The following is a 24797-nucleotide window of genomic DNA, read 5'->3' on the forward strand; positions in this document are numbered from 1 at the left end:
ATGGCGTACGCTACTAGTAGACACCTATAAGGAGGTACATACTATGACGTTACAAATTGATCGTGTCTCGAAGCAGTTCGGCGACTTCACGGCCGTCGACGACTTGAGCTTTCATGTCCCAAAAGGCGAGATGTTCGGGCTGCTCGGGGCGAACGGCGCCGGTAAGACGACGACGTTCCGCATGATTCTCGACATCCTCAAACCGAGTGCCGGGACGATTACGTGGGACGGCCGCAACGTCGACCATCGCATCGTCGGCTATCTGCCGGAAGAACGAGGCCTTTATCCGAAATCACCCGTCCGTGACCAGCTCGTCTTCTTGGCTAGCCTGAAAGGCATGCGGCAGGCCGAGGCGAAGCGGGCCGTCAAGACGTGGCTCGAACGGCTCGAAATCCCTCAGTATGAGACGATGCGCGTCGAACAACTGTCAAAAGGGAACCAACAGAAGATTCAACTCGTGGCCGCCCTGCTCCACAACCCGGAACTGCTCATTCTCGATGAACCGTTCAGCGGGCTCGACCCGGTCAACGTCGAGATTTTAAAACGTGAAGTGCTCGCGCTCCGTGACGCCGGGACGACGATCGTCTTCTCGAGTCACCGGATGGAACACGTCGAAGAGCTGTGCCAACATATCGGCATCTTGAAAGGCGGCCGTGCCGTCGTCAGCGGCGACGTCCCGACGATCAAGACTCGTTACGAGGAGCCGGTACTGTTCATCGAGACCGATCGCCCGGACCTGTTGCAAGCCCTCCCGGTCGTCCGGGCGGTCGAACCACATAAGGATGGCCACTTCGTTCGGCTCGACTCGTTCGACGACAGCGATGCGGTGCTCGGTGCCCTCGTGGCGAACGGGGCCGCCATCAAGACGTTCATGCGCCAGCCCGTCTCATTAAACGACATCTTCATCAAGGAGGTCGGCCAACATGTTTCATAACTTCGGACCACTTTACTCGTTCACGTTGCGCTCGAAACTGCGCTCGAAGGCGTTCCTCATCTCGACGTTGTTGACGATCCTGTTCATCTTCGGTTTCACGAACATCGACCGATTGCTCGCGAACTTCGAGGACACGGACCAGGCGCAAGCCATCCTCGTCACCGACAATAATGAACTGACGACGCTCATGCAGTCGCTCGGTTATGAGGACATCGAATCGTCCGCCATCACCGAGTCCGAGGCGCGCGCCGGGCTCGAGAACGGCGACTATGAGATTGTCGCCTTCATCGAAGGGGATTCGGCACGCGTTTTATCGGAACGGCCGGAACCGGATTTCACGACGGTGTTACAGACGGCGCTACGAGAAGTCCGGAACGCCGAACTGATTGAGGCGTCGAACATCGATCCGACCGTCCTCGCGGCGTTGAATGAGCCTGTGACGGTCGAAGAATCGTATCTCGGCCGCGGCGGAGAGAACTCGGACGAGCTGTTCTCGTCGTTCGCCTTCGTCTACGTCATGCTCATGTTGCTCTACGTCTCGATTATCACGTACGGGTCGATGATTTCGACCGAGGTCACGACCGAGAAATCGTCGCGCGTCATGGAGCTCATCATCTCGACGACGCATCCGGTGACGCACATGCTCGCTAAAATCTCGGCCATCGGGACGCTCGCCCTGCTCCAAATCGCCATCTTCCTCGGCTTCGGTTACTTCAGCGCCCGCAGCAACGAGATGGCCCAGTCGGTCATCGACAACGCCGGCAATGTCCGCGCCGTCGTCTATCTATTGACGTTCTTCACGCTCGGCTACCTGCTCTATGCGGCCATGTTCGCCGTGCTCGGTTCGCTCGTCAGCCGGGTCGAGGAGTCGCAACAGATGACGATGCCGGTCATCATGCTGCTCGTCGCCGGGTTCCTCGCCGCCATGTTCGGTTTGAACAATCCGGAGGCACCTATCGTCACGATCCTGTCGTACGTGCCGTTCTTCACGCCGATGCTCATGTTCCTTCGCGTCATGCTCGTCGACGTACCGGTGTGGGAAGTCGCGTTATCGATCGGCATCATGATCGCCACAATCGGTGTGATTTTGTGGGTCGGCTCGAAATTTTATCGCGGCGGCGTCTTGTTCTACGGCAACAATGCGATTAAACAATGGCGACAAATATTACAGAATCGACAATAACGTTTACAGCATTTTCGTTTTCGTATACTCTAAAGAATGTGCAAAATGAGGAGGAAACGAACTATGCGATCACGATTACTCGCAGCTTTAATCTTTACTTTCATGACGACGCTCACGACGTTCATCTGTTATACCGTCTTCTTGGACGCCGATGCGCTGTGGCAAATCTTGCTCGCATACGCAGGAAGCACGTTCCTCGGGACGCTCGCTTTTTGGTATCCGGTCAGCCGGCGTCCGGAGACGTCGCGGTTCGGCGGCGCGTGGATCGGCATCTTGATCACAGCGACGACGCTCATCGGATTCACCGCAATCCGCTTCACCGTTCGTGGTGACGCCGCGTCCTTACTCGACTGGCAGACGATGCTCGCGAGCCTAGCCTACACGTTCGGTTACGTCGGCTGGGTGCTCACGATTCTCAATATCGTGCTCGGCTTCCTACTTGCCGGGACACGACCGAAAGTACGCTACGACGCGCGCATGGCGCGTTAAGCGACAGAACGGCCACCCATTCGGGCGGCCGTTCTTTTTTATACTCGAAACCAGTTCCAGAACGAAGCACCTTGTGCCACAATCACATAATCCAACCAATCCGAAAAATTGAAGGGCAAGCGGTTCAACCTAGCGTCCTCTTCATCAAAGCTCAAAAACTCCCCAATCCACATCCGATTTTCCTTCTCGCTTATGTATTCACAAACCATCCATTCTCCGTCACGCCCCGCCCCCACCGGCAAAAAAGGTGCCGGACATTCCCAAAGCTTTTGGTGCTCAAGGATTTCATCGATCGAGAACAATTCGATTGCTCCGCCGTATTCCGGGTCTTCGAACAGTTTGGCTCCGTTCTGTTCGATTAACCATGAACGGACCGCTGCCGGTGTTTCTTTTGGCAACCGCTCTAGCTCCGTCGCAGTAGCTGGACCGTTGAAAGAGAATGCTAACTGGTTCACGTATCCTTCTTCTAACTGGACCTCCAACCGGTTGTTCACCAATCGTTCTTTCAGTGCTTGAACAGCAATCATCACATTTCTCCTTTCATCCATAATGAAAAACCGTGGTCTCCCACGGCTGTCACTGCAATTTATACGATTTATCGACGACCCCGAACTCCGTGTATTGGAACGAGTTGTCAACGAACTGGTCTGGTACAAGTTGCTCGATATAGCGAGCGAACGGCACAATCCGATGCGTCGGTTCGTGCGAGCGTCCTAGGTCGAGCACAGCATCGACGAGCGCCTCGAGCGCATGATGTGACGTCGGTTCCTCGTCTTCGGCGAAGATGCGACGGAGTTCTTCCTCATGCATCAGGTCAAAGATGCGCATACGCGCCTCGAGCTGCCGCTGCATGTCCTCGGTCGACTTGCCGTGCATCGCCTCATCGTAGGCGAGCTTCATCTGTTCGAGCTCCGGGACCGTCCCTTTCATGAGCACTTTGAGCGACTCGCCCGTCCAAATATGGCGAGCCAAATAATTCGCGTCGATTTTGAGCGCCTCGGCGAGCGCCTCTATGTAAGGCATCGTCGGGTAGACTTCACTCAGTTCGGTCCGGCGAATAAAATACGGGGCGACGCCGATGCGGTCGGCGAGTGCCTCGACCGAGATGCCGGCCCGTTCACGTAAAATTCGAATCCGATCCCCATAACCCCGATACGGTGCGTTCTTTCCATCCATGTGTCTCTCCCCCTCTCTTTTTAGTATAGTTCCCGAATCCATAAAAAAATACTCGGAAGCGTATGCCTCCGAGTAAAATGTTCAACTTATTTTTTCGTCAATTCGACGACTTCTGTAGAACCGGCTGTGACCGTGTCGCCTTCAGCAACGAGTTTGTTCACGCCGAAGCTGTCATGGTTCGTGATGATCACCGGTGTGATCGTCGACGGCGCGTTCGCTTTGATGAAGTCGAGGTCGAATGTGACGAGCGTGTCGCCAGCTTTAACCGCTTGACCTTCTGTCACGTGCGTTTCGAAGCCTTCACCTTTAAGGTTGACCGTGTCGAGACCGATGTGAATCAAGTACTCGGCACCGTTGTCAGCGTTGATCCCAATCGCGTGTTTTGTCGGGAAGACAGTCGCGATTGTACCGTTGACCGGCGAGACGACTTTGCCGTCTGTCGGTTCGACGGCGATGCCGTCACCCATCATTTTTTGCGAGAACACTTGGTCAGGAACGTTCGTGATGTCAATGACCTTCCCTGTAAGCGGTGAAACCGCGTTAAGTTGTTCTTCTTTACCACCGAATAGTTTTTTAAAGAATCCCATAGCTTAATCCCTCCAACATGTTCTGTTAATCAAAGTCTTAGCTTTTATACCCGAAAAGCTTCCTCTTCAATCCCTACCCTAGAAACGGTATAGTTGTAATAAGGTAGTGCGAATTCGTTTACACATCGTAAGAATACGAGTGTGCAATCGCTTTTGCAAGCCCTTTTTACACTTTATAAAAATTTCACATGATGGAGGCGCTTACAATGACGACTTTCACAAAATTGTCATATGAACGGCCCGACTTGGACGCTCTAAACAGCCGATTGTCGGACTATTCAGTCGAATTGCAACAAGCGAGCACACTCGAGGAAGCGAACGAATTGATTCGCCAAATCAACCAGGAACGGAACGAATTCGAGACGCAAAGTCAGCTCGTCTCGATCCGCCACTCGATCGACACGCGCGATGCGTTCTACGAGGCCGAGCAGACGTTCTTTGACGATGCCTTGCCGGTGTACGAAAAAGAAGTGCAGGCGTATTATCGCGTTTTGACCGAGCACGACCTACGCAACCAACTCGAACAGGAATGGGGCAGCCAGTTGTTCGAACTTGCCGAGCGCGCCCTCAAGACGTTCGAAGAGTCGCTCATCCCGAAACTTCAAGAAGAGAACCGATTGGCGACCGCTTATCAGAAAGTCATGTCAGCGGCCCAAATCGAATTCGACGGCAAGACGCTCAACTTGTCTCAGTTCGGCCCGTATCTGCAATCCCCTGACCGTTCGGTGCGAAAAGCGGCGTCCGAGGCCCGTTATACATATCTCGCCGACAACGGGGACGAACTCGACCGCATCTACGGCGAACTCGTACGCGTCCGGACCGACATCGCTCACGCGCTAGGCTTCCCGTCTTTCGTTGAGCTCGGTTACGCCCGGATGCAACGTGTCGGCTATGACGAGTCGAAAGTCGACAACTTCCGCAAACAAGTGCGCGACGTCATCGTCCCGCTCGCGACGACGTTAAAAGAGAAGCAAGCGAAGCGGATCGATGTCGATGCGCTCACGTACTACGACGAGTCGTTCGTCTTCCCAGATGGCAACGCGACGCCACAGGGTGACGAGGCGTTCATCATCGAAGGCGGGAACACGATGTACCGTGAACTCTCGAAAGAGACGGACGAGTTCTTCCAATTCATGCAACAGCGCGGCGCCCTCGATCTTACGGCGAAACCGGGCAAGGCCGGAGGCGGCTATTGCACGTACCTCCCGTCTGAAGGTCTCCCGTTCATCTTCTCAAACTTCAACGGGACGGCCGGCGATATCGACGTGCTCACGCATGAGGTCGGTCACGCCTTCCAAGTGTACGAGAGCCGTCATTTGACGACGCCGGAATATGCGTTCCCGACATACGAGGCGTGTGAAATTCACTCGATGTCGATGGAGTTCTTCTGCTGGCCATGGATGGAGCTGTTCTTCGACGATCAAGTCGACAAGTACAAGTTCAATCACTTGGCCGGAAGCATCACGTTCTTGCCGTACGGTGTCCTCGTCGATGAGTTCCAACACGTCATCTACCGCAACCCAGGAATGACGGCCGCTGAACGTCGCCAGGCATGGCGCGACCTTGAGAAGGTATATCTCCCGCACCGCGACTATGAGACGAACGACTATCTCGAGTCAGGCGCTTGGTGGCACCAACAAGGACACATCTTCCAGAGCCCGTTCTACTATATCGACTACACGCTCGCGCAAGTGTGTGCCTTCCAGTTCTGGGTGCGCATGCATGAGGACCGTGAGGCGGCGTGGAGCGATTACCTCACGCTCTGCCAAGCCGGCGGTAGCCGCTCGTTCCTCGAGCTCGTCGAATTGGCCGGTCTCAAGTCACCGTTCGAGGACGGCGTGTTGAAACAGACGGTCGGACAGATTGAAGACTATCTATTGAAGCATCCGCTCGCGAACTAAAACGAACCCACTCACGTCAGCGTGAGTGGGTTTTCTCGTTCCAGCCCGAGCATGGCGCCGACGTACTGTGAAGCCGTCATAAAGGCGATGAAGGCGCAAAGCTCACTGATTTCGGCATCTGTGAAAACGTCTTGGAGCACACGAATTGACGAGGCTGGCGTGTCGCCTTTCAGTTGTAAGAACACATCGGCGAATCCGACAGCGAGTGACGTCCGTTCGTCGAACGTATCCGGTTCAGGTTTTCCTTTTGCCCGGCAGTAGTCACACCCGTTCTGTTGGGCAAGCGTTCGCCGTACCTGTTCTTTCAACTCGGAGGACAGCTTCCCATCGCCCGCTAATATGTCTCCGAGCGTGGACCATTGTCGCATCACGTCCTCATCGTGGCCGAGCAAGCGTTCAAATGGGGTCTTTCCTTTTGTCGATGGTTGAATTCGTGTCATTGTTATACCTCCTGATTTCAGTATAGAAGGTGTCTTTACGATTTCCCATTTCATTCTGAATGGAATCACGGTACAATACATGCCATATCGTACGAGATGAGGAGGATTTCGTTCCATGCTTAAAATCGATGACACAGACAGACTCATTCTCGCCGAACTGGCTACAGACAGCCGCCTCTCGATGAGCGAACTCGGACGTCGTATCAACTTATCAGCCCCGTCCGTCGGCGAACGCGTCCGCCGGCTCGAATCGTTCGGCGTCATCAAAGGTTACACGATCGAGGTCGATCATGACTTGCTCGGACAACCGATTCAATGTCTGATCGAGGCAACCGTGAAGAATGGAAACTATAAGGCGTTCACTCAGTTTTTGGGTCAGCAGTCGAACGTGTCGTTCTGTTATCGCATCTCCGGGAGCGCCTGCTATATGTTGAAGATGCAATTCACGACGTTCGCTGAGGCCGAGCAGTTCATCGATGCGACTATCCCTTACGCCCAGACCGTCACACATTTCATCTTCTCCGAAATTGACCTCAAAAACAGATGAGCCCCATCAATGGGACTCACCTGTTTTCGTCAAATCACATCCAACGGTTCTTTCCCACTCGGTGGCGGGAACGCCTCGTCGAGCGCGTTATAGTCGTCCTCGGTCAAGTTGAGGAGCATTGCCGCGCCATTCTCTTCGACGTGCGCTTTCTGCCCTGCTTTCGGGATGGCGATGACGTTTCCGCTCCGCACCGTCCACGCGAGCAAAATTTGGGCCGGTGTCGCGCTATACGCCTCGGCGATCCGTTTCAACGTCTCGTCGTTGAAGACTTTCTCTTTCACGTCGCTCCCTTCGGCGAGCGGGGCGTAAGCCATCATCGGGATTCCTTGCTCCTGTAAGAACGGCAACAAGTCGTACTCGACACCACGGCTGCCGAGGTGATACAGCACTTGGTTGACGGCACAATGCTTCCCGTTCGGTAAGGCGAGCAGTTCTTTCATGTCGTCGACATCAAAGTTCGAGACACCCCACGCTCGGATCTTACCGTCCGCCTTCAACTGTTCGAGCCCATCGACAGTCTCCTCGAGCGGGATGTTCCCGCGCCAATGAAGCAGATACAAGTCGAGGTAATCGGTGCCAAGACGTTCGAGCGTGGCGTCACACGCTTGGACGAGCTTGTCGCCTCCGGCGTTATGCGGATACACTTTCGAGACGAGGAACACGTCTTCTCGCCGGTCTCGAATCGCTTCACCGACGAGCGACTCCGATTTCCCTTCCCCGTACATCTCCGCCGTATCGATGACGTGCAACCCGCAGTCGAGTCCCGTCCGGAGTGCCTCGATCTCGGCTTCCCGTTTCGATTCGTCTTCTCCCATGCGCCATGTGCCTTGCCCGAGGGCCCTCATCTCACGCCCGTCTGGCAGTTCAGCCACGTGTTGTTTCAATGCCGCCAAAATTAATGTATGTGGAATGCGGTTCATGCCATTTCCTCCTTCGTCCATTGTTCGTGTAACGGTCCAGTCGTCCCGAAGACGGGATCGGTCGCCGGCTTGTCGACTCGTTCAATCCGTTGCAAACTGTCCGGTCGCTCTTCCGGTTTCCCCGTCAACGTGTCGTAGTCGCGTCCTTCCGGATACGCACCGACGATGGCGAAATCTTCACTCGCCTCGAGACGGCGATGTCCCGTCCCGGCCGGTAAAATCAAGACGTCCCCCGCTTGAATCGAGACGAGGTCTCCGGTCGCACCCCCGAGTTGAACCGTCGCCCGGCCCGATTTCACGCCAAGCACTTCATGTGTGTTGCTGTGGTAGTGATGGTAATCGAACACCCCGTTGACCCAGCTGTTCCCCCAGCCGTTATGTTCGAACGTCTCTTGCATGCCGTCCGTCTCGTCGAACACGCCTCGGTATAAAAGCACCGGAAAATCTGGATTGTTCGGAATCGAACCGTCGTCTTCAAATCGATATGTCTTCATATCCATTGTCATCCCCTCCTTTGTCTCTTGTGACTGTACCCGACATGAGGCAACAAAAAACGGCTGCTCGGCATGAGCAACCGTTTCGTCAGGAGATGACGTCTTCCCCGGTCTGTTCAATATGTCCTTCGCCCCAGGCACACATCGCATCCAAAATCGGTTGGAGCGACCAGCCATAGTCGGACAGGGAATAGACGACTTTCGGCGGGACTTGTTCATACACCGTGCGGATGATGACACCGTCCGCCTCGAGCTCGCGCAACTGTTGCGTGAGCATTTTTTGCGTGATGTTCGGCATGAGCTTTTTCAATTCGCTCGTCCGGCGTTCCCCTTTGATGAGATGACACATAATGACGACTTTCCACTTGCCGCCGATGACGTCAAGCGTCGCCTCGACCGGGATGTTGTATGGCATGATGGTTCCTCCTTATGGACCGGGATAGGTACTTTTCGGTGCCTATCGTACTTGAAAGTGCGTACTTCCCAATTAAATTCGATGGACTTATGATAGCAACTGTAGCTCAGTTATACAAGTTCATCTCACCAGTAACCTCTTCTTGAGACAGTAAGGATCTTTTTCGACCGTACTGGACAATAGAGAAGATTGAGATGCTCGAGCTGCCTCGAGATGAAGGGCCCTCATCTTCCCAACCCAACTTTAGGAGGAATTACTCATGAATCAACCGTACACCCAACCTGTCGACGAACAGGCACCGAAAAATGGAGGGCTGGCGCTGCTCGCCCTCGCCATCAGCGCCTTCGGCATCGGCACGACCGAATTTGTCCCGGTCGGATTGCTCGCCTCGATTGCCAGTGACTTAAATATCGGCATCACGCTCGCCGGACTCATCATCTCCGGTTATGCCATCGGCGTCGCCGTCGGTGCCCCAATCTTGACGGCACTCACGAACCGGATGAATCGCAAGACGTTGCTCATGGCACTCATGGTCGTCTTTATCGGCGGGAATTTGGTCTCTGCCCTGTCGACCAGTTTTGAACTGCTGATTGCCGCCCGGTTCATCACCGCGTTCGCACACGGTGTATTCTTCTCCATCGGGGCGACGATCGCCGTACAGCTCGTGCCACCGCATAAAAAAGCGAGTGCCATCGCACTCATGTTCACCGGCTTGACGGTCGCGACCGTTACCGGCGTCCCGCTCGGCACGTTCATCGGTCAAGCGTTCGGATGGCGCGCCACGTTCTTCGCCGTCGCCGCACTTGGGATCGTATCAATCATCGCCAGCTTCTTCTTGATCCCGAAAGATTTGAAACAGTCGCCGCCAGCGAAGTTCTCCGATATGAAGAAATTGCTAACGAACGGCCGAATCATGCTCGGCTTCTTGATCACAGCACTCGGTTACGGCGGAACGTTCGTCGCCTTCACGTACTTGACGCCAATCATGCAGGACGTGACAAACATCAGTCCGAGCTTGATTAGTATCGTCCTACTCGTCTACGGGATCGCCGTCGCCATCGGCAACTGGGCAGGCGGAAAACTCGCCAATGAAGACCCTGCCAAGGCGTTGTTCTATATGTTCATCGTCCACGCCGCAGTCATGATCGTCATGTCGTTCATGATTCCGTTCAAAGTCGCGGGACTCATCGCCATCGTCTTGATGGGACTGCTCGCCTTCATGAACGTACCTGGCCTTCAACTATATATCGTGCAGTTGGCAGAGAAGTATGTACCGGCTGCGGTCGATGTCGCGTCGGCGCTCAACATCGCCGCCTTCAATATCGGTATCGCACTCGGTGCGACCATCGGTGGGTTTGTCGCGGACTCAATCGGTCTCGTGCATACGCCTTGGGTCGGTGGCATCATGGTCATCATCGCTGTCATCTTGACCGCCGTCTCACGTCGTTTGGAAGCGAAATAAGGAGGACACCATGTTCAACAATCATGTCAGCTACAATCGGATGTATCGGGAGGGCGAGCTCACGCTCGGCCTCCACATCCCGTTAGAAAATTTCAAGATGCGCACCCCGACGCTTGAACGTCAAATCGAGCTCGCCCAACGAGCAGACGACTATGGCTTCACGGCGCTCTGGCTCCGAGATGTCTTGCTGAAAGACCCGAACTTCCTAGACCCGGCCGTCGGACAGATTTACGACATGCTCATCTATGGGACACACTTGCTCGGTCAGACGAAACGCATCGCCCTCGGCACGTCCGCCCTCGTCTTGCCGCTCCGCCATCCGCTCCGTTCGGCGAAAGAAGTCGCGACGATTGAAGCATTGTTCCCAGAACGTTTGATTCTCGGCATCTCGTCCGGTGATCGTCGAGCCGACTTCAAAGGACTCGGGGTCGACCATGCGACACGGGGCGAGCAGTTCAAAGAGTCGCTCCGTATCATGGAGCAGGCGCTCTACCACAACTATCCGACCATCGATTCGTCGTACGGCGAGGTCCATGAGGCGACGCTCGTTCCCCGTCCGAAAAAACGCATCCCGACGATGATCACCGGGTTCGCGCAGCAGGATATGGACTGGCTCGGGCAACACGGGGACGGGTGGATGTATTATCCGCAGGCCCCATTCGCCCAACAGCAAGTACTCAACGATTGGCGCGAATCAGGTCAGACGCATGGAAAAGGGTTCCGTCCGTTCTCGATGCCGATGCATCTCGATTTGGCGCACGACCCGGACGAGCTTCCGACTCCAATCCGGCTCGGCTTCCGTGTCGGTCGCAATCAGTTAATCAAACTGCTCGAGGCGTATCGGGCCATCAGCGTCAATCATTTGTTCTTCGCTTTGTTCGACGGGCAACGTCCGGCCGACGAGGTCATCGAGGAGCTCGGGGAATATGTGCTTCCCCATTTCCCACCGCTTTCGTAATACTCATGTACTCAAAAAAGACGACTTTCCTACATGGAAGTCGTCTCTTGCGTTACAGCCAATGGCTCGGTCGCGTGTAAACGGGTGCCAGTCTCGTCTGCCGGTCCCCTTTCATCGCGTTCACTTGCATCTGTGTCAAAAACAGACTGTCGGTCAACGTTGCTCCTCGCACGTCCAAATCTCGTACGTCGGCCCCCATGAAATCGACGTAGGACAAATCTTTCCCACGTAAGTTAGCACCAATCAACAAAGCACCTCGATAACACGTTCCTCTCACGTCATGCTGACTCACGTTTCGACCAATCAAATCGGCCCGGTCTTGCTCATGTCGTGACGTCAACGTCAGGCCGTCCTGTTTCACTCCTTCCGCACGTATGTGCTGACTGAGTCGGACGAACAATGGGCGGGCTTGTTGTCGGAATGCCATCAGCGCCGTCCCGGTCAACTGTTCAGGCGGCAACTCACGGAAAGCCAGTAGCTCTTCCAATAACGTCTCGAGTAACCGAGCATCGTGCTCAGGGATCTCCCGGGTCAGGATGTCAGTGATGTAGAGCAACAGCTCATGGACTTGGCTCATGATTGGCACCGTCGCGAACATGCGCGTCCCATCGACCTCCCCCTCCCGCCAGCTTCGTCCGTGAAACGTCACTTGTGACACGAACTGCCCGGCCCCGAGACAGTCGTATACCGTACATCCTTTGAAGCCCCGCTCACGCAGTTCGGAATGGATGTTGCAGGCATACGAATCTGCCAAATGGACACACGGCTGTCCTGCGGGTTTATCAATCGGGAAATCCTCAGACTTCAAGTAGTGGAACGCCACACAACAGAGACCGAAACAATTCGCACAATCCGGTTTGAGCGATTCACGCAGCATATGTAAATCGGGCATCGCCATCCATTGTCACTCCTTCCTTGTATGTCTTGACTCTATACGTATAAGTATAAGGAATGTCCCTATTTTTCCATAGCCTTTATTCAATCAATCAATCAAGGCTGCCTTCATCCTTTTTCCCATAAAGCAGTTGCTCCCTCGTTCGCCTTTTCTGCTCTGCCTCGGATATTTCTTTGTAAAGCGCAATCACGGCATCGAACGAGCCTTCGACGTCGATGCGTTGTTCCAACAGTTGGTCTCCATAGAATCCATGACGTAAATTTTCGAGATGGAGTTCCGCTGTTTGATTGAACATCATTTCAAACTGCTCTTTTGCTCTTTGAATCTCGTCACGCGGTTCCCGATCAGTTAAACGCCGCTGGTCAAAAGGGTCTGTTGAATGAATGAGCTCGTCCCACGCTTCCGGTGACAGTCTGGCTTTCCAATAATCATAGCCCGATTCAAAGCGTTGCAACGGTCGGCCTGATGGAAACGATTTTTCAGCATAAGCTTCGTACAGTTTTCGCCAATGCTCGAAAAACCAATTGATCAACGCCATGTCCCAATCCATGAACATTTCTGATTTGTCATGCTCGACGTATTGGACCCTTCCGCCTTGGTACGTCACCTCATAACGAATCGTCCCTTGAATGGACTCGTCGCGATAAAACATGTCATGGCGATACCTCATATCATCTAAATCGAGATCTGCCGGTTTCTCATACGCTTCGAGTGCACTCGCAAGTGATTGGACCGCTCCTGTCGTCAAATCGGTGAACGTCACCTCAATCCGCTCGATGGTTCGGGGTGTCTCAATGATTCCTTCGTTGTAACAGACGGCCAAGACGAGCGGTCGTAGGCTGTCCGCCGAATCGGGAATGACAATCCATTCATGCAGTAGCGGGTCATGGTAATAACCTTCTTTGATCAATGTTTTTGTGTTGAGGGCATCATTTTCAATAATTGAATACAGCAGAATATCGAGGTCTTGAATTTCACCGTATGGGATCATCCCATAGAAGTTCTCTTCTATCTCGTCACCCGTCCGGAAGTCTTGACCACTGCGCCACTCCACGACAAAACGCCATCGTTCGATGAGCCACCATACCCACTCACCGCCGCTCATACCGGTTTGCCATTCATTCCGTTCATGGGCGACCCACTCGTCTTTACCGTACGAGACGGACTGAGAGGTCCCGTCTTGGTAGCGGACCTGATAGGTGAAGATGCCATGTAGCGTGTCTCGATGAAGCAAAGAATAGGCGGACTCATTCATAAACCGCATGAAATCGATGAAGTTCACCGCTTCCTCAGACCCTGCCTCTTGAAACCATAGTTCAATCGATTCAATGACTCGCGCTTCCATCTATAGCTCGCCTCCCCGTTGCTTGTACTCACACATACAAAAACCAACCTGCTTTCACACAGGTTGGTCCGTTCGTTCAGTTCACTTTATTCTCGAGCTGTTGCAACTTCGTCGAGTAGTACTCGATGATGTCGCGGCGCCGGATGATACCGATGAAATACTTCCCGTCATCGACGACCGGCACGAAGTTTTGATCCGTGATCGCATCGACGAGCTCCTCGATTTGCGCCGTGATGGCGACCGGCTTATACCGTACGCGTTGCTTGATATCTTTCAACCGTGTCCGGAGCACTTTTTCGTAGTCTTCTTCCCCGCGAAGCTGTTCGGCGAGTGCCCAGAGTAAATCCCCTTCTGTCATCGTCCCGGCGTAAAAGCCGTTCTCGGATACGAGCGGCACCGAGGTGAAGCGATGATGCTTCATCTTCTCGAGCGCTTGACGCACCGTCGATTCCGGGTCTAGATATTTGACGTCTTCTTTCGGATATAAAAAGAAAGCGATATTCATGTACAATCTCTCCTCAATCTAAAAATCCACCTCTTCATTGTACCATGTATTAGGGTCTAGTCAGCACAAATTGACCATCTAATCTGCATCTGTTCTGTCAAAAGGAGGTTCATTTCATTTTTCTGATGAAGCGTTTCCAGACAAGCTATTCGCATTGTGTGACAGCACACAAACAGGCACGGCCCGGAGCGGCTTCTACAAAGCCAATCTTGACCGTGAATCAAACCTCTTGTCTCACATATATTGTTGACCAATCTAAAGGAAATCACCCGAAACGGCTTCACTGTAGCTATACCCGACTAGAAGTCATTCTAGCCTCAAAAACCGTAACAAACATGCTACAGATGGCCATTAAAAAAAGCCTAGGAACGTCCTAGGCTTGTCACACACTCAAATAAATTCGAGCAACGTCTTGTTGAACTTGTCCATCTCGTCGAGGACGGTACCGTGACCGCTCTCCTCGAACCGCTCGATGCGCGAGTTCGGGATGCCCTTTTCCATCTCGAGCGCGAACTCGAACGGACAAATCTTGTCGTGCACGCCATGGATGATGAGCGTCTCGACATTTACTTTCGGCAAGTCTTCGCGCAAATCTTCATCGCGGAGTGCTTTCGCCGAAGCGATCGTCCCGTGACTCGACGCGACGAGCGACAGATGATGGAACCAGTTTTGCATCGGTTTCGAATGTTCTTTCTCGAAGAAAATCTCACCGAACCCTTCGAGCATCTTCGGTCGGTCTTTCAACGTGTCTTCAATCAACGCATCGACCTCAGCTTGCGTCATACCGTACGGATAGTCCGGACGTTGCGTGAACACCGGTGCCGCAGCACCTGACAGGACAAGTTTCTTCAACCCGTCATCCGGGAAGTCGACGGCGTAACGGATGGCGATTGCCCCACCCATCGAGAAGCCGACGAGCGTGAAATCTTTGATGCCAAGCCCGTCAACGACCATGTGCACGTCCGACGCCATCGTCGCATAGTCATAACCTGTCGCCGGTGCATCCGACTTGCCGTAGCCACGATAGTCGATCCCGACGTAACGGTAGCCTGCTTCGAGCAACGCATTCTTTTGATACTCGAACATGTTGTTGTTTGCCGGCCAGCCGTGCAAGAATACGACGGCATCGCCTGTCCCGACGTCTTCCACGTAAATACTCGTTCCATCATGTGCTGTAATATAGTTCCCCATTGGTCAAAACCCCCAGTTGGATTGTTGAGCGGCGTGCGTGTTTGCCCACAACCCACTTTTTCCCGTTTGACCGAAGTGGAAACCTGTCAACTGTCGCGCCAGAGCGATTCGGCTTTCAAGACATACTCAATCGCCGCCGCTCCTTCGCGTAATACGGACGTCCGCCACGACTCATCTTCCGGATAAAACATGGCCATGAATTCTTTTCGAATGCCGTTGCGGGCTTCCGGGTCTTTCGTTCCTTCAAAGTAGAGCCGGTTCTCGAGAATAATCGTCAAAAACTCGCGAATCGTCGCTTTCGTCGACGTCCCGAATGTCCCGAACTCGAACAACGCCGAGACGAGTTGTTTGTCCGGATAGTGCGTGTCCCGTACGTAATAAAAATGGTTCGTAGAGTCTCCGAGGACGTCGGTCGGGTCATACGTCTGGATATTTTTCAGTCCGTATGTCCGCTTCAGTTCGTCCGCATCACGCCCGTCCCGTTCACTGATGACCATCGTCACCTCGTTCGTCGGACCGAGCGCCGTGTGCCAATCCATATGGATGACGCGGTCGTAGCGGTCGAGCAAATCGTGCTGAATCTCCTTTAAAAAGATGGCGGACGGTTCATCTGACTCGCCGCCGTAATATACACCTTTCGGGAACTGATACTGCCCCATGCCTTTCGCCTCGGTCATCGCGTCAAACCCGTCGAGCTTGATGCCAGATCCGAGGAACGAGTAGATGTGTTCGCGCGCCTCATGGTAATCATCGATGACGCCGTCCGGGACGAACAAGTGCCGCATGACCTCATATTCTTTATTGACGTTACGCGGGAGGGCCTCCCGGTCGATGACATAGTTTCGATTCAAGTCGACGTTATGTTCATTTACGCGGCGAAAGTGTTTCATTCCCCACGGATTGACGGCATGGATGAGACAGATGCCGGTCGACTCGTGCCGAAGGGTTTCAAGTTGCGTCTCGACGAACTGGTGTGTCACGGCGGCCCCGGCGTACCCTTCGATGCCGTGCTCCCCGATTGTCATGAGAAGCACCGCTTCGCGCGATCCCGCAGGTTCACCGATGATGACATCAATCGTGTCCTCGCCGATCGAGTGGGACATCACGCGGGCCGTCGGATAATAGGGTTTGACGCGGTCGAGCAGGGCGAGAAACTTCTCACGCGACTCTTCGTATGATGATGAAAAATACTGACTCATAGTGACTCCCTCCATTCTAATCTTCTGTACCCCATTCCCATTCCTGGCCAGACTAAAAACGCCCCCTTGAGGAGACGTTTTCTACGCTTAGTGGGCACCGGCCTTCGTGCCCCGGTTCTGACGGCGGAACTCGAACAAATAGACGAGCGGTGCGAGTAGGACCGCGCCGAACACCCAATACGCGCCCGGAGTCACGAACAGCGTCTCGAACGCCCGGAAAAACCAGGCGACGAGCGAGAAGCCGACGACAAGTTCGGCCGTCCAGATGACGCCACGACGCACGGCGAGCGTGAGCGTGTTCGTTTTTTGGAAGAGGGCTGCGAGAAAGGCAATCAAAAAGGCCGGGAAGCTACTGAGCCAAAGCATCCGGTTCATCGTCGACTCGGCAAAATACGTGTTTCCGAGCGATACCGTGATCACATAATGCGCAACGAGCACCAACAAGACGACAATCCAACCCATGAGGACGTCACGTTCCCATTTTTTCATCGTTCTCCCTCCGTTCCATACAATAGAGATACCCTTATATTTACCCGTTTTGAGAACGCTTCGGACAATTCTGCGCCAAAAAAGACGCGTCCCATAAGGAACACGTCAGATTATTTGTCCATCAAGTGACGGGCCCATTCGGTCGCCCGCTCGAGCTCTCCTTCTTTGAGCGGTCCTTCTTTATCAAGGACAATGAACGATTCTTTCAGCACCGGTTCCGCTCCTTTGTCCAACAAGAGCTGCTCGATCCGGGTCGAGGCGTGGCCGAACCATTTGACGATTTTACCGACGAAAAAGCCTTGGTCTTCTTCAGCCATGCTCGTATCAAACGCCGCAGCCCGGATGCCCCGGAGCGCATGATCCGACAGGCCGTCTAAAAAGGTTTTCACGTCCTCGGTCTCGCGTCCGCCATGCGTCGGCGAACCGACGACGAACAAATCGAGATTGGCAAGGTCGCCGTATCCGACGTGACTGATTTGCATGATGTCAACTTGGTGCAAGTCGCTGAACCCGTCCTTGATGGCATATGCGACTTTTTCGGTACACCCGTACATCGAGTCAAAGATGATGAGGATTTTCATAGAATATCCCTCCATTGAGTGAAATCTCTACGTATCTACATATGACTCTTCCCTTAATGAACGATACCTCATCACGGAATCATTTATTTTTTGTATCTTTTCTTTACTCGTGTGGACACAAAAAGGACAGCGCCGATCCCAAGTACCGCATATGCGACTGTATCGAGATGGTCACGCATGCTGAACGGGGCGTCATGCCGATATTCGGCCCGCTTCCATCCCAACTCGTCCTCGACCGCGAGCACATCCTGCATCGCTTCCCCGTTCACTTCTCGATAGGTCGTCCCAATCGGATACATGTTCGAGGCATCCCCATAATAGCTGCCATCCATATCGTCGACCATCGTCTTCACCTCGCCGACGACTTCTCCCAAGTCAGCCTCCAATACGGCAACATCCATCACTTCATACACCCGTCCATCCAACACGACGAACGCATACGCCCACGACAACGCTTGAGCCGACAGAGAGACAGACAGAAGGAGCAATACTAATCCGATGACACGCCTCATCGAATCGCCCACACGAACGTCGCCGAGTCACTCAAGTCAATCTCGTCCGGTTCGAGTTCCGGCATCGCGGCCTCTGAGAAGAGCACCTCGTCATGGAGCGTGAGACGTGTCGGGGAGTAAAGATGGAGCTCGCCCCACGTGTAATCGATTTGAAGCAAGTCACCGAGCGTCGCCCCGGCCCCTTTCGCCAACAGTTCGGCCCGATGACGCGCGTTCGCCGCCGCGCTCGCGAGCAGTTCATCTTGAATCGTATCCGCATCCTTGATCGTGAACGAGATGGACAGTTTCGGTTCGGCTAGCGAGTTGCTGACGTGTTCGATGACCGAGGACAATTGTTTCGTATCGAGCGGAAACTCGAGTTTCGTCTTCTGCTGACAGACATAACCCCGGAAACGAGATTTATAGTTGCCTTGCTTATCACGATAACTCTCATAGTCCGTGTCGATCGAGAAGTCGGTCGTCTTGAGCGCTGCTTTCTCGAATCCGGCCTGCTCGACTGCCTTTTGTAGACGCGTGACGGCCATCGCCGCCCCGTTCATCGTCTCCTCATAACGGACGGCTCTTGACGTCAAATCCATTCTCACGACAATCAAATCGGGCGTAGCCGATACTTTTCCTGTTCCTTTCACAGTGATTGTGCGATCCATATGATTTCCTCCTTTTGATTCAAGAAATGCCGAACAGTGCCGTGACGTCCTTCCAGTTATCCGGATAAGCGTTGCTGCCGTCATGCGTCCGTGTGGTTCCGTCCGGTTGTGTAATGATCAAGCCCCATTGTGTTCCGTCGAGTGTTTCGTACTTCTTTTCTTCAAACGTAGATGGCCACTCCTCCGTCTCGAGCGCTAGAAATGTTCCGTACAGAGTTTTTGTTTGCGCTTCATCGTAAAAAATGAATGATTTGATTGATTTAGAACAATCATCCTCTCGCCGAATAATCTGTCGTCTAGCTGTCCCATCTGAAAAGAATGTCAGTTTGGATTCATTCGAAATCCCGAACCCACCTACCCGAAACCTGATTTCGAGCAAGTTTTCCTTAACCCCAAGACTTCCTTGCTTCTTCACCCACTGCATGATTTTCTTTGCGATCATTTTGAGTTAGCCTTCCCTTCAATCATGTCTTTCCTGTCAATGACACCACGAGTCCGATGAGATAGCCGAATGCTGCACCTGCCGCAATCCCATACACTAATTCAAATCCGAGTAGGAGCGAACTGATGATGCCAATCCCGGCTCCGAACACCAGTCCGAGTCCTACCCCTGACGCTCGCCAATTCTGCTCTGTCATCGTAGCCCTCCTCTCTTCCATATCCCCTTCCCGTTAACGGAACCGTTCCGTCATGAACGCCTCTATGTCATCAAGTGTTTCAGCGCCACGTAGCGACGGATAGGCATCTCGACTGAAGACGAGACCTTCGTCCGTGTTCAAGAACATGTACCGCTCACCGTCTGGAAATCCGTAATCACTCACGTCCATCACTTGAAGCGTGGCCCCGTTTTGTGACCAGACGTGGGAAGCATCATGCCGTCTCGGCATAAAAATCCCTTCCATGCCGAGGCGAAGTTCAGAGATGACGTCCGCATCCGACTGAAGCACTTCAGAACCGGCACCGGCAACCGTGAGAACTTGAATCGTGCTCCCCTGCTCGATGTCTCCCCGATAGACGTCTGTCACGCCAATCGTCACAATCGACTGATATTCCGCTTGTCCGTTGAAGTCGAGCTCGATGTGGTCAATCTGTTTCACGACGCCCCGTACCACCGCAGGTTCCCATTTCGAGAACAGCTCGTCCTCACTCATCTCGGCAAGGTTTGCTGATGACATCCCGACATCGATGTCCCCTTCATCGATATAAGCGACCGACATATTGCTTGAGTTGTCCGACAGTGGAATCAATTCTTTAAAACCGTCCCATGTCACGGCGAAGAGTGTGACAGCGGCGGCTGCCACAAGACCACCCATCCAATGCCAATGTCTCCGCTTTTTGGCTTCAACCACCATCGATTCCTCGACGAACCGGTCATCGACGTCCCCCATCAAACGTATGAGCCGATCTCCGTTCATAGCGCCACCCCTTCCGCTTCGAGCATTTGTTTCAAGTCGTTCCGAGTCCGAAGCAGCACCATCTTGACCTTGCTCTCGCTCACCTGGCGCATCTTCGCGATGTCTTTGATTGATTGAAAGTGAAAGTAACGTCCCATGAAAATCTGCCGGGTCTCTTGCGACAACTGTTCCAAAAAATCGTTCAACAACTCGACGACTTCTGAATCGGTCGCGACGGAGGAGGCGAGACAGTGTTCGAGCTCACTGACGATGAGCGGGACTTGCCCGGCTCCGCGCTTCTTGGCGTTCGCCTTCTCATACTTATGGAGCGAGACGTTACGAACAAGCTTCGCCAAATAGGCGGCGAGTCGCACTGGACGTGTCGGCGGAATCGCTTGCCACACTTTCATGTACGTGTCATTGACGCACTCGTCCGCGTCCTCTCGGCTGTTTAAAATGTTATAGGAAATCGTATGACAATAACCGCCGTACTTTTGGGCCGTCTCCTCAATCGCCCGCTCGGAACGTTGCCAATACAAATCGATAATCGCTTGATCGTCCAATCGAATCCCCCTTTCGATGTACTTACATCTTTATAGACCGGAAATGAAGTCCATCGGTCACAACTTCTGTAAAAGTTTTTTTGAGCGGCTCTTCACGGCCGGACTCCCTGTCTCGAGTCGCGACTCGAGCAAGACTTTCAGTTCGTCCCGGAATCGTGGATGCATGGCGCTCAAGTCGAAGATCGCCTGCAAGGAATTGACGATGACGATGTTGCTCGTCTCCGTGTCGAACCAATCTGTGAGCACATGAACGATGTCGGCCGCCTCGTCTTCCGTCCACATCAGCCGGGGCATGAGTTGCGCCAAGTGCCACCTCACTTCTTGTTGAGTGGCACGATGTAACTGTTGGAATAAGGAAGCTTGATGCGCTTGCAGCAGCGCCGGATAATGACGTGTCACTTTCTCCATCGCGTCTGCGCTCCTCATCCGGACGACGGGACGGGCATCGGTCAAGCCGGTCATCAATTCGCTGAATCGGTCCGGGTCGTTCCCGACGTAAGCGACGACCGCATCGACATGACCAATCGAGCGCAAATCCCCGCCACTCAATACTTCTCGGATGTCCATTCTCCCACCTCTTTCTTCTCTCTCATTTTACAAAAAACGGGACTCAGTAGACACTGAATCCCGTTCCATCTATTTTTTGAGTGACTCTACGTCAATCATCAATTGTTCTCTTGCTTCAAACGGTCGATGATATTATCCGACTTCACTTTCGAAATCGCGTATACCATCGAAGAACCAACGATCAGGAAAATTATGACCGTGACGAACAAGATATCGCCCCACGGCAACGTGAACGGTGCTTCGAACGTGTTGATCTGCGCCCGGTAAATCAGGTACATGATCAGAACACTGACCGGCACCCCATACGCCAATGCTTTCATGCCATAGAAAATGCTTTCATAATACACCATCTTGTTGAACCCTTTCGGTGTCATCCCGACCGACCGCAGCATCGCAAACTCGCGACGACGGAGCGAGACGCTCGTCGAGATTGTGTTGAAGATATTCGCCACCGAGATGAGCGAGATCAAGACGATAAACCCATAGACAAAAATCGATAACAGCAACAACACCTGCTCTTGTTGTTCACGCTGCTCCGACACGTTGAAGATATATTGGTCCATATTTTGTTCCGCCTCAATCACTTGTTGCGTCGCCTCAGGATTACTCGTGTTCAAGGCGATTGATGGACTTGATTGTTTCATCAATTGACCAATCGCATCCTCTTCAAACGTCCCTTCCCGAACGATCACATCAAGCCATCCAAGTGAGCTCGTCATCACACCGGTCGGGGGGACGTCGGTCATGGCGCCGATTTTGATTGTTTTGAGCGGTGCCGTCTCGTCCGTTGCGTTCTCGTCCCGGAGTTCAAGCGTATCGCCGATTTCGGTCTCAATCGTCTTCGAGTTCACAAATTTCTTCTTGTCGACGTCTTGATACGATACTTCATCAATCAAGACGGCACCCGGCATCTCCCCGTCTTCAAAATTGCTGGCGGATGCCCCGATCTGCTTCAAGTACGCATCGAAACTTTCATCATCTAATTGATAAAGAGAAACGTAGTACACAAATTTCCCATCGACGAACGTGGACACCAAGTCTTCATTCTCGGTGACCGCGCTCGGTAACCGCGCTTCGTCAACCACCGTCTGGACGGTCGTGTTCTCGAAGTACGTCCCGCTCGTCACATTATCCAACGTCTCATAGCGACGTAAGTCATCTTTACTGAGATTCGACCCGTTCACGAGAATGTCGAACTCGTACGTGCCTTGTGACATCTCGAGTGACTGTTCGAGTCGATCCGTGAAGTAACTGACGACTAAAAACAGCACGATACTGATGACGAGCGAGAACACCGTCGCCAAATACCGTTTCCGGTTGCGTTTTGTGTTTTTCAGCCCAATCTCCGCTTCCAATCCGAAGATCCGTCGCACGAGTTTCGACGTCTTCACGTTCTTCGACGTCAGTCGCACGTCCTGGGTCTGACGAATCGCGTCAATCGCAGAAATCTTCGAAGCGCGGCGCGCCGGCAGATAACACGAGATGAAAATCGTCACGCTCGAAATGAAGACCGTCAACAGGAGTGTGAGCGGGGTGACGACGACTTCAAACTTCTCCGTCACGTTGAGCGCCTTCTCCGCAAAAGCGTTGATGAACAAGAACGTGACCCCGATTCCGGTCACCCCGGCGATGATACCGATCGGGATGCTAATCCCTCCGATGATCAGTCCTTCAAAAAAGACCGAGTTTCGTTTTTGCCGTTTCGTCGCCCCGACACTCGCGAGCATCCCGAGATAACGCGAGCGCTCAGATACGCTGATGGCAAAAGCGTTATAAATGAGCGAAATCGAGCCGATGACGATAACCGCCATGATGATGCCACCGAACCCATACAGCGTCTTGCGCAAGCCGTCATCATCCGTCACCCCATAATAGCGGAGCAACGATGAGTTATAAGCGACCCCTTCAATCTTCTGTTCGTTCATCACTTGTTTCGTATCCTCATAAATCGAACCGTTCACGTCGTTCAAGGCGACGAACGTATCGACGGTCGCACCATTCAATGCTCTGTCGTCAATGTATCCGACGACCGTGTAACCCGGCGACCACGTGGGCTCCCAGGCTGGGCGCGTCATCGTGCCGACGACGGTCAACGTCACTGTCTCCTCGATGTTCAACTGTTCAAGCATCGTCTCCCCGTCGCGGACCAAACCATCGTTTTGGGTCAACACCCGACCGGACGACTCGTCCATACGCTCGCCGATCTCAAGCGTCAATTCATCCCCGATATTGTACGTGACTTGCGCATTTTGACGGATGGCCTCAGAAATAACGACTTCGCCTTCTTTGTTTGGCAAGCGTCCCTCCGTCAAGTCGACGGGAAAGTTCTTCAGTCCCGACGTATTATAGTTCCGGACGTATAAGTACGGTTTATAGGCATTCTGTGAATCCTTTAATTCCGCATAGCCGTCACTTGAAAGGATGACATCCTTCGTCGATGCATCATTTCGAATTGCCTCGACCTGCTCCTCATTCGTGTTGATGTATTGGACGTGCCATTCTCCATTGTCCGCGATGTCTTGACGGATCATCAAGTCTAAGAACGATGAACCGAGTGTCGTCACAGCCGTGATCATCGCCACCGAGATGATAACCCCGATGATGGTGACGAGCGAACGCCGCTTGTTTTCACGCAAGTGGCGAAGCGTCATTTTATTGATGATGTTCATGAGCGGACGACCTCGTTCTTCGCAATCTTCCCATCCTCGATCGAGATGATCCGGTCGGCCTGCAAGGCGATTCGTTCGTCATGCGTGATGATGATCAGCGTCTGATTGAACTTCTTGTTGAACAGTTTGAGGAGGCTCATGATTTCTTCACTGTTTTGACTGTCCAAGTTCCCTGTCGGCTCATCGGCCAAGATGATGGCCGGGTTGCTGATGAGCGCCCGACCGATGGAAACGCGTTGTTGCTGCCCGCCAGACAATTGGTTTGGCAGATGAGTCAATCGGTTCGACAGACCAAGGATGCCGATGATGCGCTCCAAATGGGCGGCGTCGACTTTTTGCTCGTCCAACAACATCGGCAGTGTGATGTTCTCCTCGACCGTCAAAATCGGGATTAAGTTGTAAAACTGATAAATCAAACCGATTTGACGACGACGGAAGATGGCGAGCTGTGTCTCGTCTAACTTGTAAATATCCGTATTGTCGATCAACACCTGTCCACTCGTCGGGACATCGACGCCGCCGAGCAAATGTAACAACGTCGACTTCCCCGAGCCCGACGGTCCGACGATACAGACGAACTCGCCTTTTTTGACCGTGAACGATACGTCATCGAGCGCCCGGACTTCCATCTCGTCTTTCCCATATACTTTCGATAAGTGTTGCACTTCTAATATGTTCATGTTTGCACCCTCCAGTACTTGATCTACTTTGAGTGTACCGAGCGAGTGTGACAC

Annotated in this window: 30 protein-coding genes; 7 read left to right on the top strand and 23 right to left on the bottom strand. The window is 53.2% G+C overall.

Annotated elements, in window-relative coordinates:
* The first annotated feature begins 43 nt into the window (after positions 1–43).
* The 3 genes from KNP95_RS02915 (at position 44) to KNP95_RS02925 (ending at position 2606) form a co-directional block, all read left to right on the top strand.
* Positions 44–934: an ABC transporter ATP-binding protein gene (locus tag KNP95_RS02915; protein WP_021066531.1), complete on the top strand. Its 891-nt coding sequence runs from the start codon at positions 44–46 to the stop codon at positions 932–934.
* Positions 924–2117 (top strand): ABC transporter permease, encoded by a 1194-nt coding sequence (locus KNP95_RS02920; RefSeq protein WP_214835338.1) that lies wholly within the window; start codon positions 924–926, stop codon positions 2115–2117. Before KNP95_RS02915 ends, KNP95_RS02920 begins: the two co-directional genes overlap by 11 nt.
* 63 nt (positions 2118–2180) lie before the next feature.
* A complete protein-coding gene (locus tag KNP95_RS02925; RefSeq protein ID WP_021066529.1) occupies positions 2181–2606 on the top strand; it encodes a hypothetical protein in 426 nt (141 codons plus the stop codon).
* Positions 2607–2644: 38 nt separating this feature from the next.
* On the opposite strand, the gene KNP95_RS02930 is transcribed toward KNP95_RS02925, so the two are convergent.
* The 3 genes from KNP95_RS02930 to KNP95_RS02940 all read right to left on the bottom strand — a co-directional run bounded on the left by KNP95_RS02930 (position 2645) and on the right by KNP95_RS02940 (position 4369).
* On the bottom strand, positions 2645–3133 hold the full coding sequence (locus KNP95_RS02930; protein WP_214835340.1) for an SMI1/KNR4 family protein: 489 nt from the start codon (positions 3131–3133) through the stop codon (positions 2645–2647).
* A gap of 49 nt (positions 3134–3182) precedes the next feature.
* Positions 3183–3782 (bottom strand): helix-turn-helix domain-containing protein, encoded by a 600-nt coding sequence (locus KNP95_RS02935; protein WP_021066527.1) that lies wholly within the window; start codon positions 3780–3782, stop codon positions 3183–3185.
* A gap of 86 nt (positions 3783–3868) precedes the next feature.
* Positions 3869–4369, bottom strand: coding sequence for a PTS sugar transporter subunit IIA (locus KNP95_RS02940; protein WP_021066526.1), 501 nt, complete (start codon positions 4367–4369; stop codon positions 3869–3871).
* Positions 4370–4575: 206 nt separating this feature from the next.
* Here KNP95_RS02940 and KNP95_RS02945 point away from each other — a divergent pair, with 206 nt between their 5' ends.
* On the top strand, positions 4576–6270 hold the full coding sequence (locus KNP95_RS02945; RefSeq protein WP_214835342.1) for a M3 family oligoendopeptidase: 1695 nt from the start codon (positions 4576–4578) through the stop codon (positions 6268–6270).
* Positions 6271–6281: 11 nt separating this feature from the next.
* Here the strand turns inward: KNP95_RS02945 and KNP95_RS02950 are convergent, their stop codons facing one another.
* Positions 6282–6710 carry a carboxymuconolactone decarboxylase family protein gene (locus tag KNP95_RS02950; protein WP_214835344.1) on the bottom strand — a complete coding sequence of 143 codons (429 nt, stop codon included), beginning with the start codon at positions 6708–6710 and terminating at the stop codon, positions 6282–6284.
* 115 nt (positions 6711–6825) lie between these two features.
* Between KNP95_RS02950 and KNP95_RS02955 the strand changes: the two genes are divergently transcribed.
* Entirely contained in the window at positions 6826–7257 is a 432-nt protein-coding gene (locus tag KNP95_RS02955) for an Lrp/AsnC family transcriptional regulator (protein ID WP_214835346.1), read from the top strand.
* 29 nt (positions 7258–7286) lie between these two features.
* On the opposite strand, the gene KNP95_RS02960 is transcribed toward KNP95_RS02955, so the two are convergent.
* The 3 genes from KNP95_RS02960 to KNP95_RS02970 all read right to left on the bottom strand — a co-directional run bounded on the left by KNP95_RS02960 (position 7287) and on the right by KNP95_RS02970 (position 9089).
* Positions 7287–8177, bottom strand: a complete 891-nt coding sequence (locus tag KNP95_RS02960; RefSeq protein ID WP_285801143.1) for an aldo/keto reductase — start codon at positions 8175–8177, stop codon at positions 7287–7289.
* On the bottom strand, positions 8174–8677 hold the full coding sequence (locus tag KNP95_RS02965) for a cupin domain-containing protein (RefSeq protein ID WP_214835348.1): 504 nt from the start codon (positions 8675–8677) through the stop codon (positions 8174–8176). Before KNP95_RS02965 ends, KNP95_RS02960 begins: the two co-directional genes overlap by 4 nt.
* A gap of 82 nt (positions 8678–8759) precedes the next feature.
* The gene (locus KNP95_RS02970; RefSeq protein ID WP_200881502.1) at positions 8760–9089 is read right to left on the bottom strand and encodes a winged helix-turn-helix transcriptional regulator; all 330 of its coding nucleotides are present in this window, start codon (positions 9087–9089) and stop codon (positions 8760–8762) included.
* A 256-nt stretch (positions 9090–9345) separates the two neighbouring features.
* On the opposite strand from KNP95_RS02970, the gene KNP95_RS02975 reads away from it, so the two are divergent.
* Positions 9346–10548, top strand: a complete 1203-nt coding sequence (locus KNP95_RS02975) for an MFS transporter (RefSeq protein WP_214835350.1) — start codon at positions 9346–9348, stop codon at positions 10546–10548.
* Between the two features lie 10 nt (positions 10549–10558).
* Positions 10559–11506 (top strand): LLM class oxidoreductase, encoded by a 948-nt coding sequence (locus KNP95_RS02980; RefSeq protein ID WP_214835352.1) that lies wholly within the window; start codon positions 10559–10561, stop codon positions 11504–11506.
* Positions 11507–11558: 52 nt separating this feature from the next.
* Here the strand turns inward: KNP95_RS02980 and KNP95_RS02985 are convergent, their stop codons facing one another.
* The 16 genes from KNP95_RS02985 to KNP95_RS03060 all read right to left on the bottom strand — a co-directional run bounded on the left by KNP95_RS02985 (position 11559) and on the right by KNP95_RS03060 (position 24743).
* On the bottom strand, positions 11559–12404 hold the full coding sequence (locus KNP95_RS02985; RefSeq protein ID WP_214835354.1) for a pentapeptide repeat-containing protein: 846 nt from the start codon (positions 12402–12404) through the stop codon (positions 11559–11561).
* Between the two features lie 88 nt (positions 12405–12492).
* Positions 12493–13746 carry a hypothetical protein gene (locus tag KNP95_RS02990; RefSeq protein ID WP_214835356.1) on the bottom strand — a complete coding sequence of 418 codons (1254 nt, stop codon included), beginning with the start codon at positions 13744–13746 and terminating at the stop codon, positions 12493–12495.
* A 76-nt stretch (positions 13747–13822) separates the two neighbouring features.
* The gene (locus tag KNP95_RS02995; protein WP_021066516.1) at positions 13823–14251 is read right to left on the bottom strand and encodes a CBS domain-containing protein; all 429 of its coding nucleotides are present in this window, start codon (positions 14249–14251) and stop codon (positions 13823–13825) included.
* 390 nt (positions 14252–14641) lie between these two features.
* A complete protein-coding gene (locus tag KNP95_RS03000) occupies positions 14642–15442 on the bottom strand; it encodes an alpha/beta fold hydrolase (RefSeq protein WP_021066515.1) in 801 nt (266 codons plus the stop codon).
* Between the two features lie 86 nt (positions 15443–15528).
* On the bottom strand, positions 15529–16641 hold the full coding sequence (locus KNP95_RS03005) for a M14 family metallopeptidase (protein WP_214835358.1): 1113 nt from the start codon (positions 16639–16641) through the stop codon (positions 15529–15531).
* An 87-nt stretch (positions 16642–16728) separates the two neighbouring features.
* Positions 16729–17130: a hypothetical protein gene (locus KNP95_RS03010; RefSeq protein WP_214835359.1), complete on the bottom strand. Its 402-nt coding sequence runs from the start codon at positions 17128–17130 to the stop codon at positions 16729–16731.
* Positions 17131–17240: 110 nt separating this feature from the next.
* A complete protein-coding gene (locus KNP95_RS03015; RefSeq protein ID WP_251138449.1) occupies positions 17241–17711 on the bottom strand; it encodes a flavodoxin family protein in 471 nt (156 codons plus the stop codon).
* Positions 17712–17794: 83 nt separating this feature from the next.
* A complete protein-coding gene (locus KNP95_RS03020) occupies positions 17795–18223 on the bottom strand; it encodes a hypothetical protein (protein WP_214835361.1) in 429 nt (142 codons plus the stop codon).
* Positions 18220–18870, bottom strand: coding sequence for an SIMPL domain-containing protein (locus KNP95_RS03025; RefSeq protein WP_021066510.1), 651 nt, complete (start codon positions 18868–18870; stop codon positions 18220–18222). The genes KNP95_RS03020 and KNP95_RS03025 overlap by 4 nt, the downstream gene beginning before the upstream one ends.
* A 19-nt stretch (positions 18871–18889) precedes the next feature.
* On the bottom strand, positions 18890–19312 hold the full coding sequence (locus KNP95_RS03030; protein ID WP_021066509.1) for a hypothetical protein: 423 nt from the start codon (positions 19310–19312) through the stop codon (positions 18890–18892).
* Positions 19313–19334: 22 nt separating this feature from the next.
* On the bottom strand, positions 19335–19508 hold the full coding sequence (locus tag KNP95_RS03035) for a hypothetical protein (RefSeq protein ID WP_021066508.1): 174 nt from the start codon (positions 19506–19508) through the stop codon (positions 19335–19337).
* Between the two features lie 33 nt (positions 19509–19541).
* The gene (locus tag KNP95_RS03040; RefSeq protein ID WP_214835362.1) at positions 19542–20285 is read right to left on the bottom strand and encodes a hypothetical protein; all 744 of its coding nucleotides are present in this window, start codon (positions 20283–20285) and stop codon (positions 19542–19544) included.
* Positions 20282–20827 (bottom strand): RNA polymerase sigma factor, encoded by a 546-nt coding sequence (locus KNP95_RS03045; RefSeq protein WP_214835363.1) that lies wholly within the window; start codon positions 20825–20827, stop codon positions 20282–20284. Before KNP95_RS03045 ends, KNP95_RS03040 begins: the two co-directional genes overlap by 4 nt.
* A 57-nt stretch (positions 20828–20884) precedes the next feature.
* Positions 20885–21394 (bottom strand): HEAT repeat domain-containing protein, encoded by a 510-nt coding sequence (locus KNP95_RS03050; RefSeq protein ID WP_214835364.1) that lies wholly within the window; start codon positions 21392–21394, stop codon positions 20885–20887.
* 98 nt (positions 21395–21492) lie between these two features.
* Positions 21493–24063 (bottom strand): ABC transporter permease, encoded by a 2571-nt coding sequence (locus KNP95_RS03055; RefSeq protein WP_214835366.1) that lies wholly within the window; start codon positions 24061–24063, stop codon positions 21493–21495.
* Entirely contained in the window at positions 24060–24743 is a 684-nt protein-coding gene (locus KNP95_RS03060) for an ABC transporter ATP-binding protein (protein ID WP_021066503.1), read from the bottom strand. Before KNP95_RS03060 ends, KNP95_RS03055 begins: the two co-directional genes overlap by 4 nt.
* Between the last annotated feature and the right edge of the window lie 54 nt (positions 24744–24797).

This window comes from Exiguobacterium sp. s36 (assembly GCF_018618345.1).
Lineage (GTDB): Bacteria > Bacillota > Bacilli > Exiguobacteriales > Exiguobacteriaceae > Exiguobacterium > Exiguobacterium chiriqhucha.

What these genes read in the sequence shown, in the direction of transcription:
- KNP95_RS02990 (WP_214835356.1), bottom strand. Translation starts at nt 13,746, where the DNA reads ATGGAAGCGCGAGTCATTGAATCGATTGAACTATGGTTTCAAGAGGCA.
- KNP95_RS02945 (WP_214835342.1), top strand. Translation starts at nt 4,576, where the DNA reads ATGACGACTTTCACAAAATTGTCATATGAACGGCCCGACTTGGACGCT.
- KNP95_RS03055 (WP_214835366.1), bottom strand. Translation starts at nt 24,063, where the DNA reads ATGAACATCATCAATAAAATGACGCTTCGCCACTTGCGTGAAAACAAG.
- KNP95_RS03040 (WP_214835362.1), bottom strand. Translation starts at nt 20,285, where the DNA reads ATGAACGGAGATCGGCTCATACGTTTGATGGGGGACGTCGATGACCGG.
- KNP95_RS02935 (WP_021066527.1), bottom strand. Translation starts at nt 3,782, where the DNA reads ATGGATGGAAAGAACGCACCGTATCGGGGTTATGGGGATCGGATTCGA.
- KNP95_RS03015 (WP_251138449.1), bottom strand. Translation starts at nt 17,711, where the DNA reads ATGAAAATCCTCATCATCTTTGACTCGATGTACGGGTGTACCGAAAAA.
- KNP95_RS03035 (WP_021066508.1), bottom strand. Translation starts at nt 19,508, where the DNA reads ATGACAGAGCAGAATTGGCGAGCGTCAGGGGTAGGACTCGGACTGGTG.
- KNP95_RS02975 (WP_214835350.1), top strand. Translation starts at nt 9,346, where the DNA reads ATGAATCAACCGTACACCCAACCTGTCGACGAACAGGCACCGAAAAAT.
- KNP95_RS03000 (WP_021066515.1), bottom strand. Translation starts at nt 15,442, where the DNA reads ATGGGGAACTATATTACAGCACATGATGGAACGAGTATTTACGTGGAA.
- KNP95_RS02925 (WP_021066529.1), top strand. Translation starts at nt 2,181, where the DNA reads ATGCGATCACGATTACTCGCAGCTTTAATCTTTACTTTCATGACGACG.
- KNP95_RS03005 (WP_214835358.1), bottom strand. Translation starts at nt 16,641, where the DNA reads ATGAGTCAGTATTTTTCATCATCATACGAAGAGTCGCGTGAGAAGTTT.
- KNP95_RS02950 (WP_214835344.1), bottom strand. Translation starts at nt 6,710, where the DNA reads ATGACACGAATTCAACCATCGACAAAAGGAAAGACCCCATTTGAACGC.
- KNP95_RS02955 (WP_214835346.1), top strand. Translation starts at nt 6,826, where the DNA reads ATGCTTAAAATCGATGACACAGACAGACTCATTCTCGCCGAACTGGCT.
- KNP95_RS03050 (WP_214835364.1), bottom strand. Translation starts at nt 21,394, where the DNA reads ATGGACATCCGAGAAGTATTGAGTGGCGGGGATTTGCGCTCGATTGGT.
- KNP95_RS03060 (WP_021066503.1), bottom strand. Translation starts at nt 24,743, where the DNA reads ATGAACATATTAGAAGTGCAACACTTATCGAAAGTATATGGGAAAGAC.
- KNP95_RS03010 (WP_214835359.1), bottom strand. Translation starts at nt 17,130, where the DNA reads ATGAAAAAATGGGAACGTGACGTCCTCATGGGTTGGATTGTCGTCTTG.
- KNP95_RS03030 (WP_021066509.1), bottom strand. Translation starts at nt 19,312, where the DNA reads ATGATCGCAAAGAAAATCATGCAGTGGGTGAAGAAGCAAGGAAGTCTT.
- KNP95_RS02980 (WP_214835352.1), top strand. Translation starts at nt 10,559, where the DNA reads ATGTTCAACAATCATGTCAGCTACAATCGGATGTATCGGGAGGGCGAG.
- KNP95_RS02985 (WP_214835354.1), bottom strand. Translation starts at nt 12,404, where the DNA reads ATGGCGATGCCCGATTTACATATGCTGCGTGAATCGCTCAAACCGGAT.
- KNP95_RS03020 (WP_214835361.1), bottom strand. Translation starts at nt 18,223, where the DNA reads ATGAGGCGTGTCATCGGATTAGTATTGCTCCTTCTGTCTGTCTCTCTG.
- KNP95_RS02920 (WP_214835338.1), top strand. Translation starts at nt 924, where the DNA reads ATGTTTCATAACTTCGGACCACTTTACTCGTTCACGTTGCGCTCGAAA.
- KNP95_RS02960 (WP_285801143.1), bottom strand. Translation starts at nt 8,177, where the DNA reads ATGAACCGCATTCCACATACATTAATTTTGGCGGCATTGAAACAACAC.
- KNP95_RS03025 (WP_021066510.1), bottom strand. Translation starts at nt 18,870, where the DNA reads ATGGATCGCACAATCACTGTGAAAGGAACAGGAAAAGTATCGGCTACG.
- KNP95_RS02915 (WP_021066531.1), top strand. Translation starts at nt 44, where the DNA reads ATGACGTTACAAATTGATCGTGTCTCGAAGCAGTTCGGCGACTTCACG.
- KNP95_RS02940 (WP_021066526.1), bottom strand. Translation starts at nt 4,369, where the DNA reads ATGGGATTCTTTAAAAAACTATTCGGTGGTAAAGAAGAACAACTTAAC.
- KNP95_RS02965 (WP_214835348.1), bottom strand. Translation starts at nt 8,677, where the DNA reads ATGGATATGAAGACATATCGATTTGAAGACGACGGTTCGATTCCGAAC.
- KNP95_RS02995 (WP_021066516.1), bottom strand. Translation starts at nt 14,251, where the DNA reads ATGAATATCGCTTTCTTTTTATATCCGAAAGAAGACGTCAAATATCTA.
- KNP95_RS02930 (WP_214835340.1), bottom strand. Translation starts at nt 3,133, where the DNA reads ATGATTGCTGTTCAAGCACTGAAAGAACGATTGGTGAACAACCGGTTG.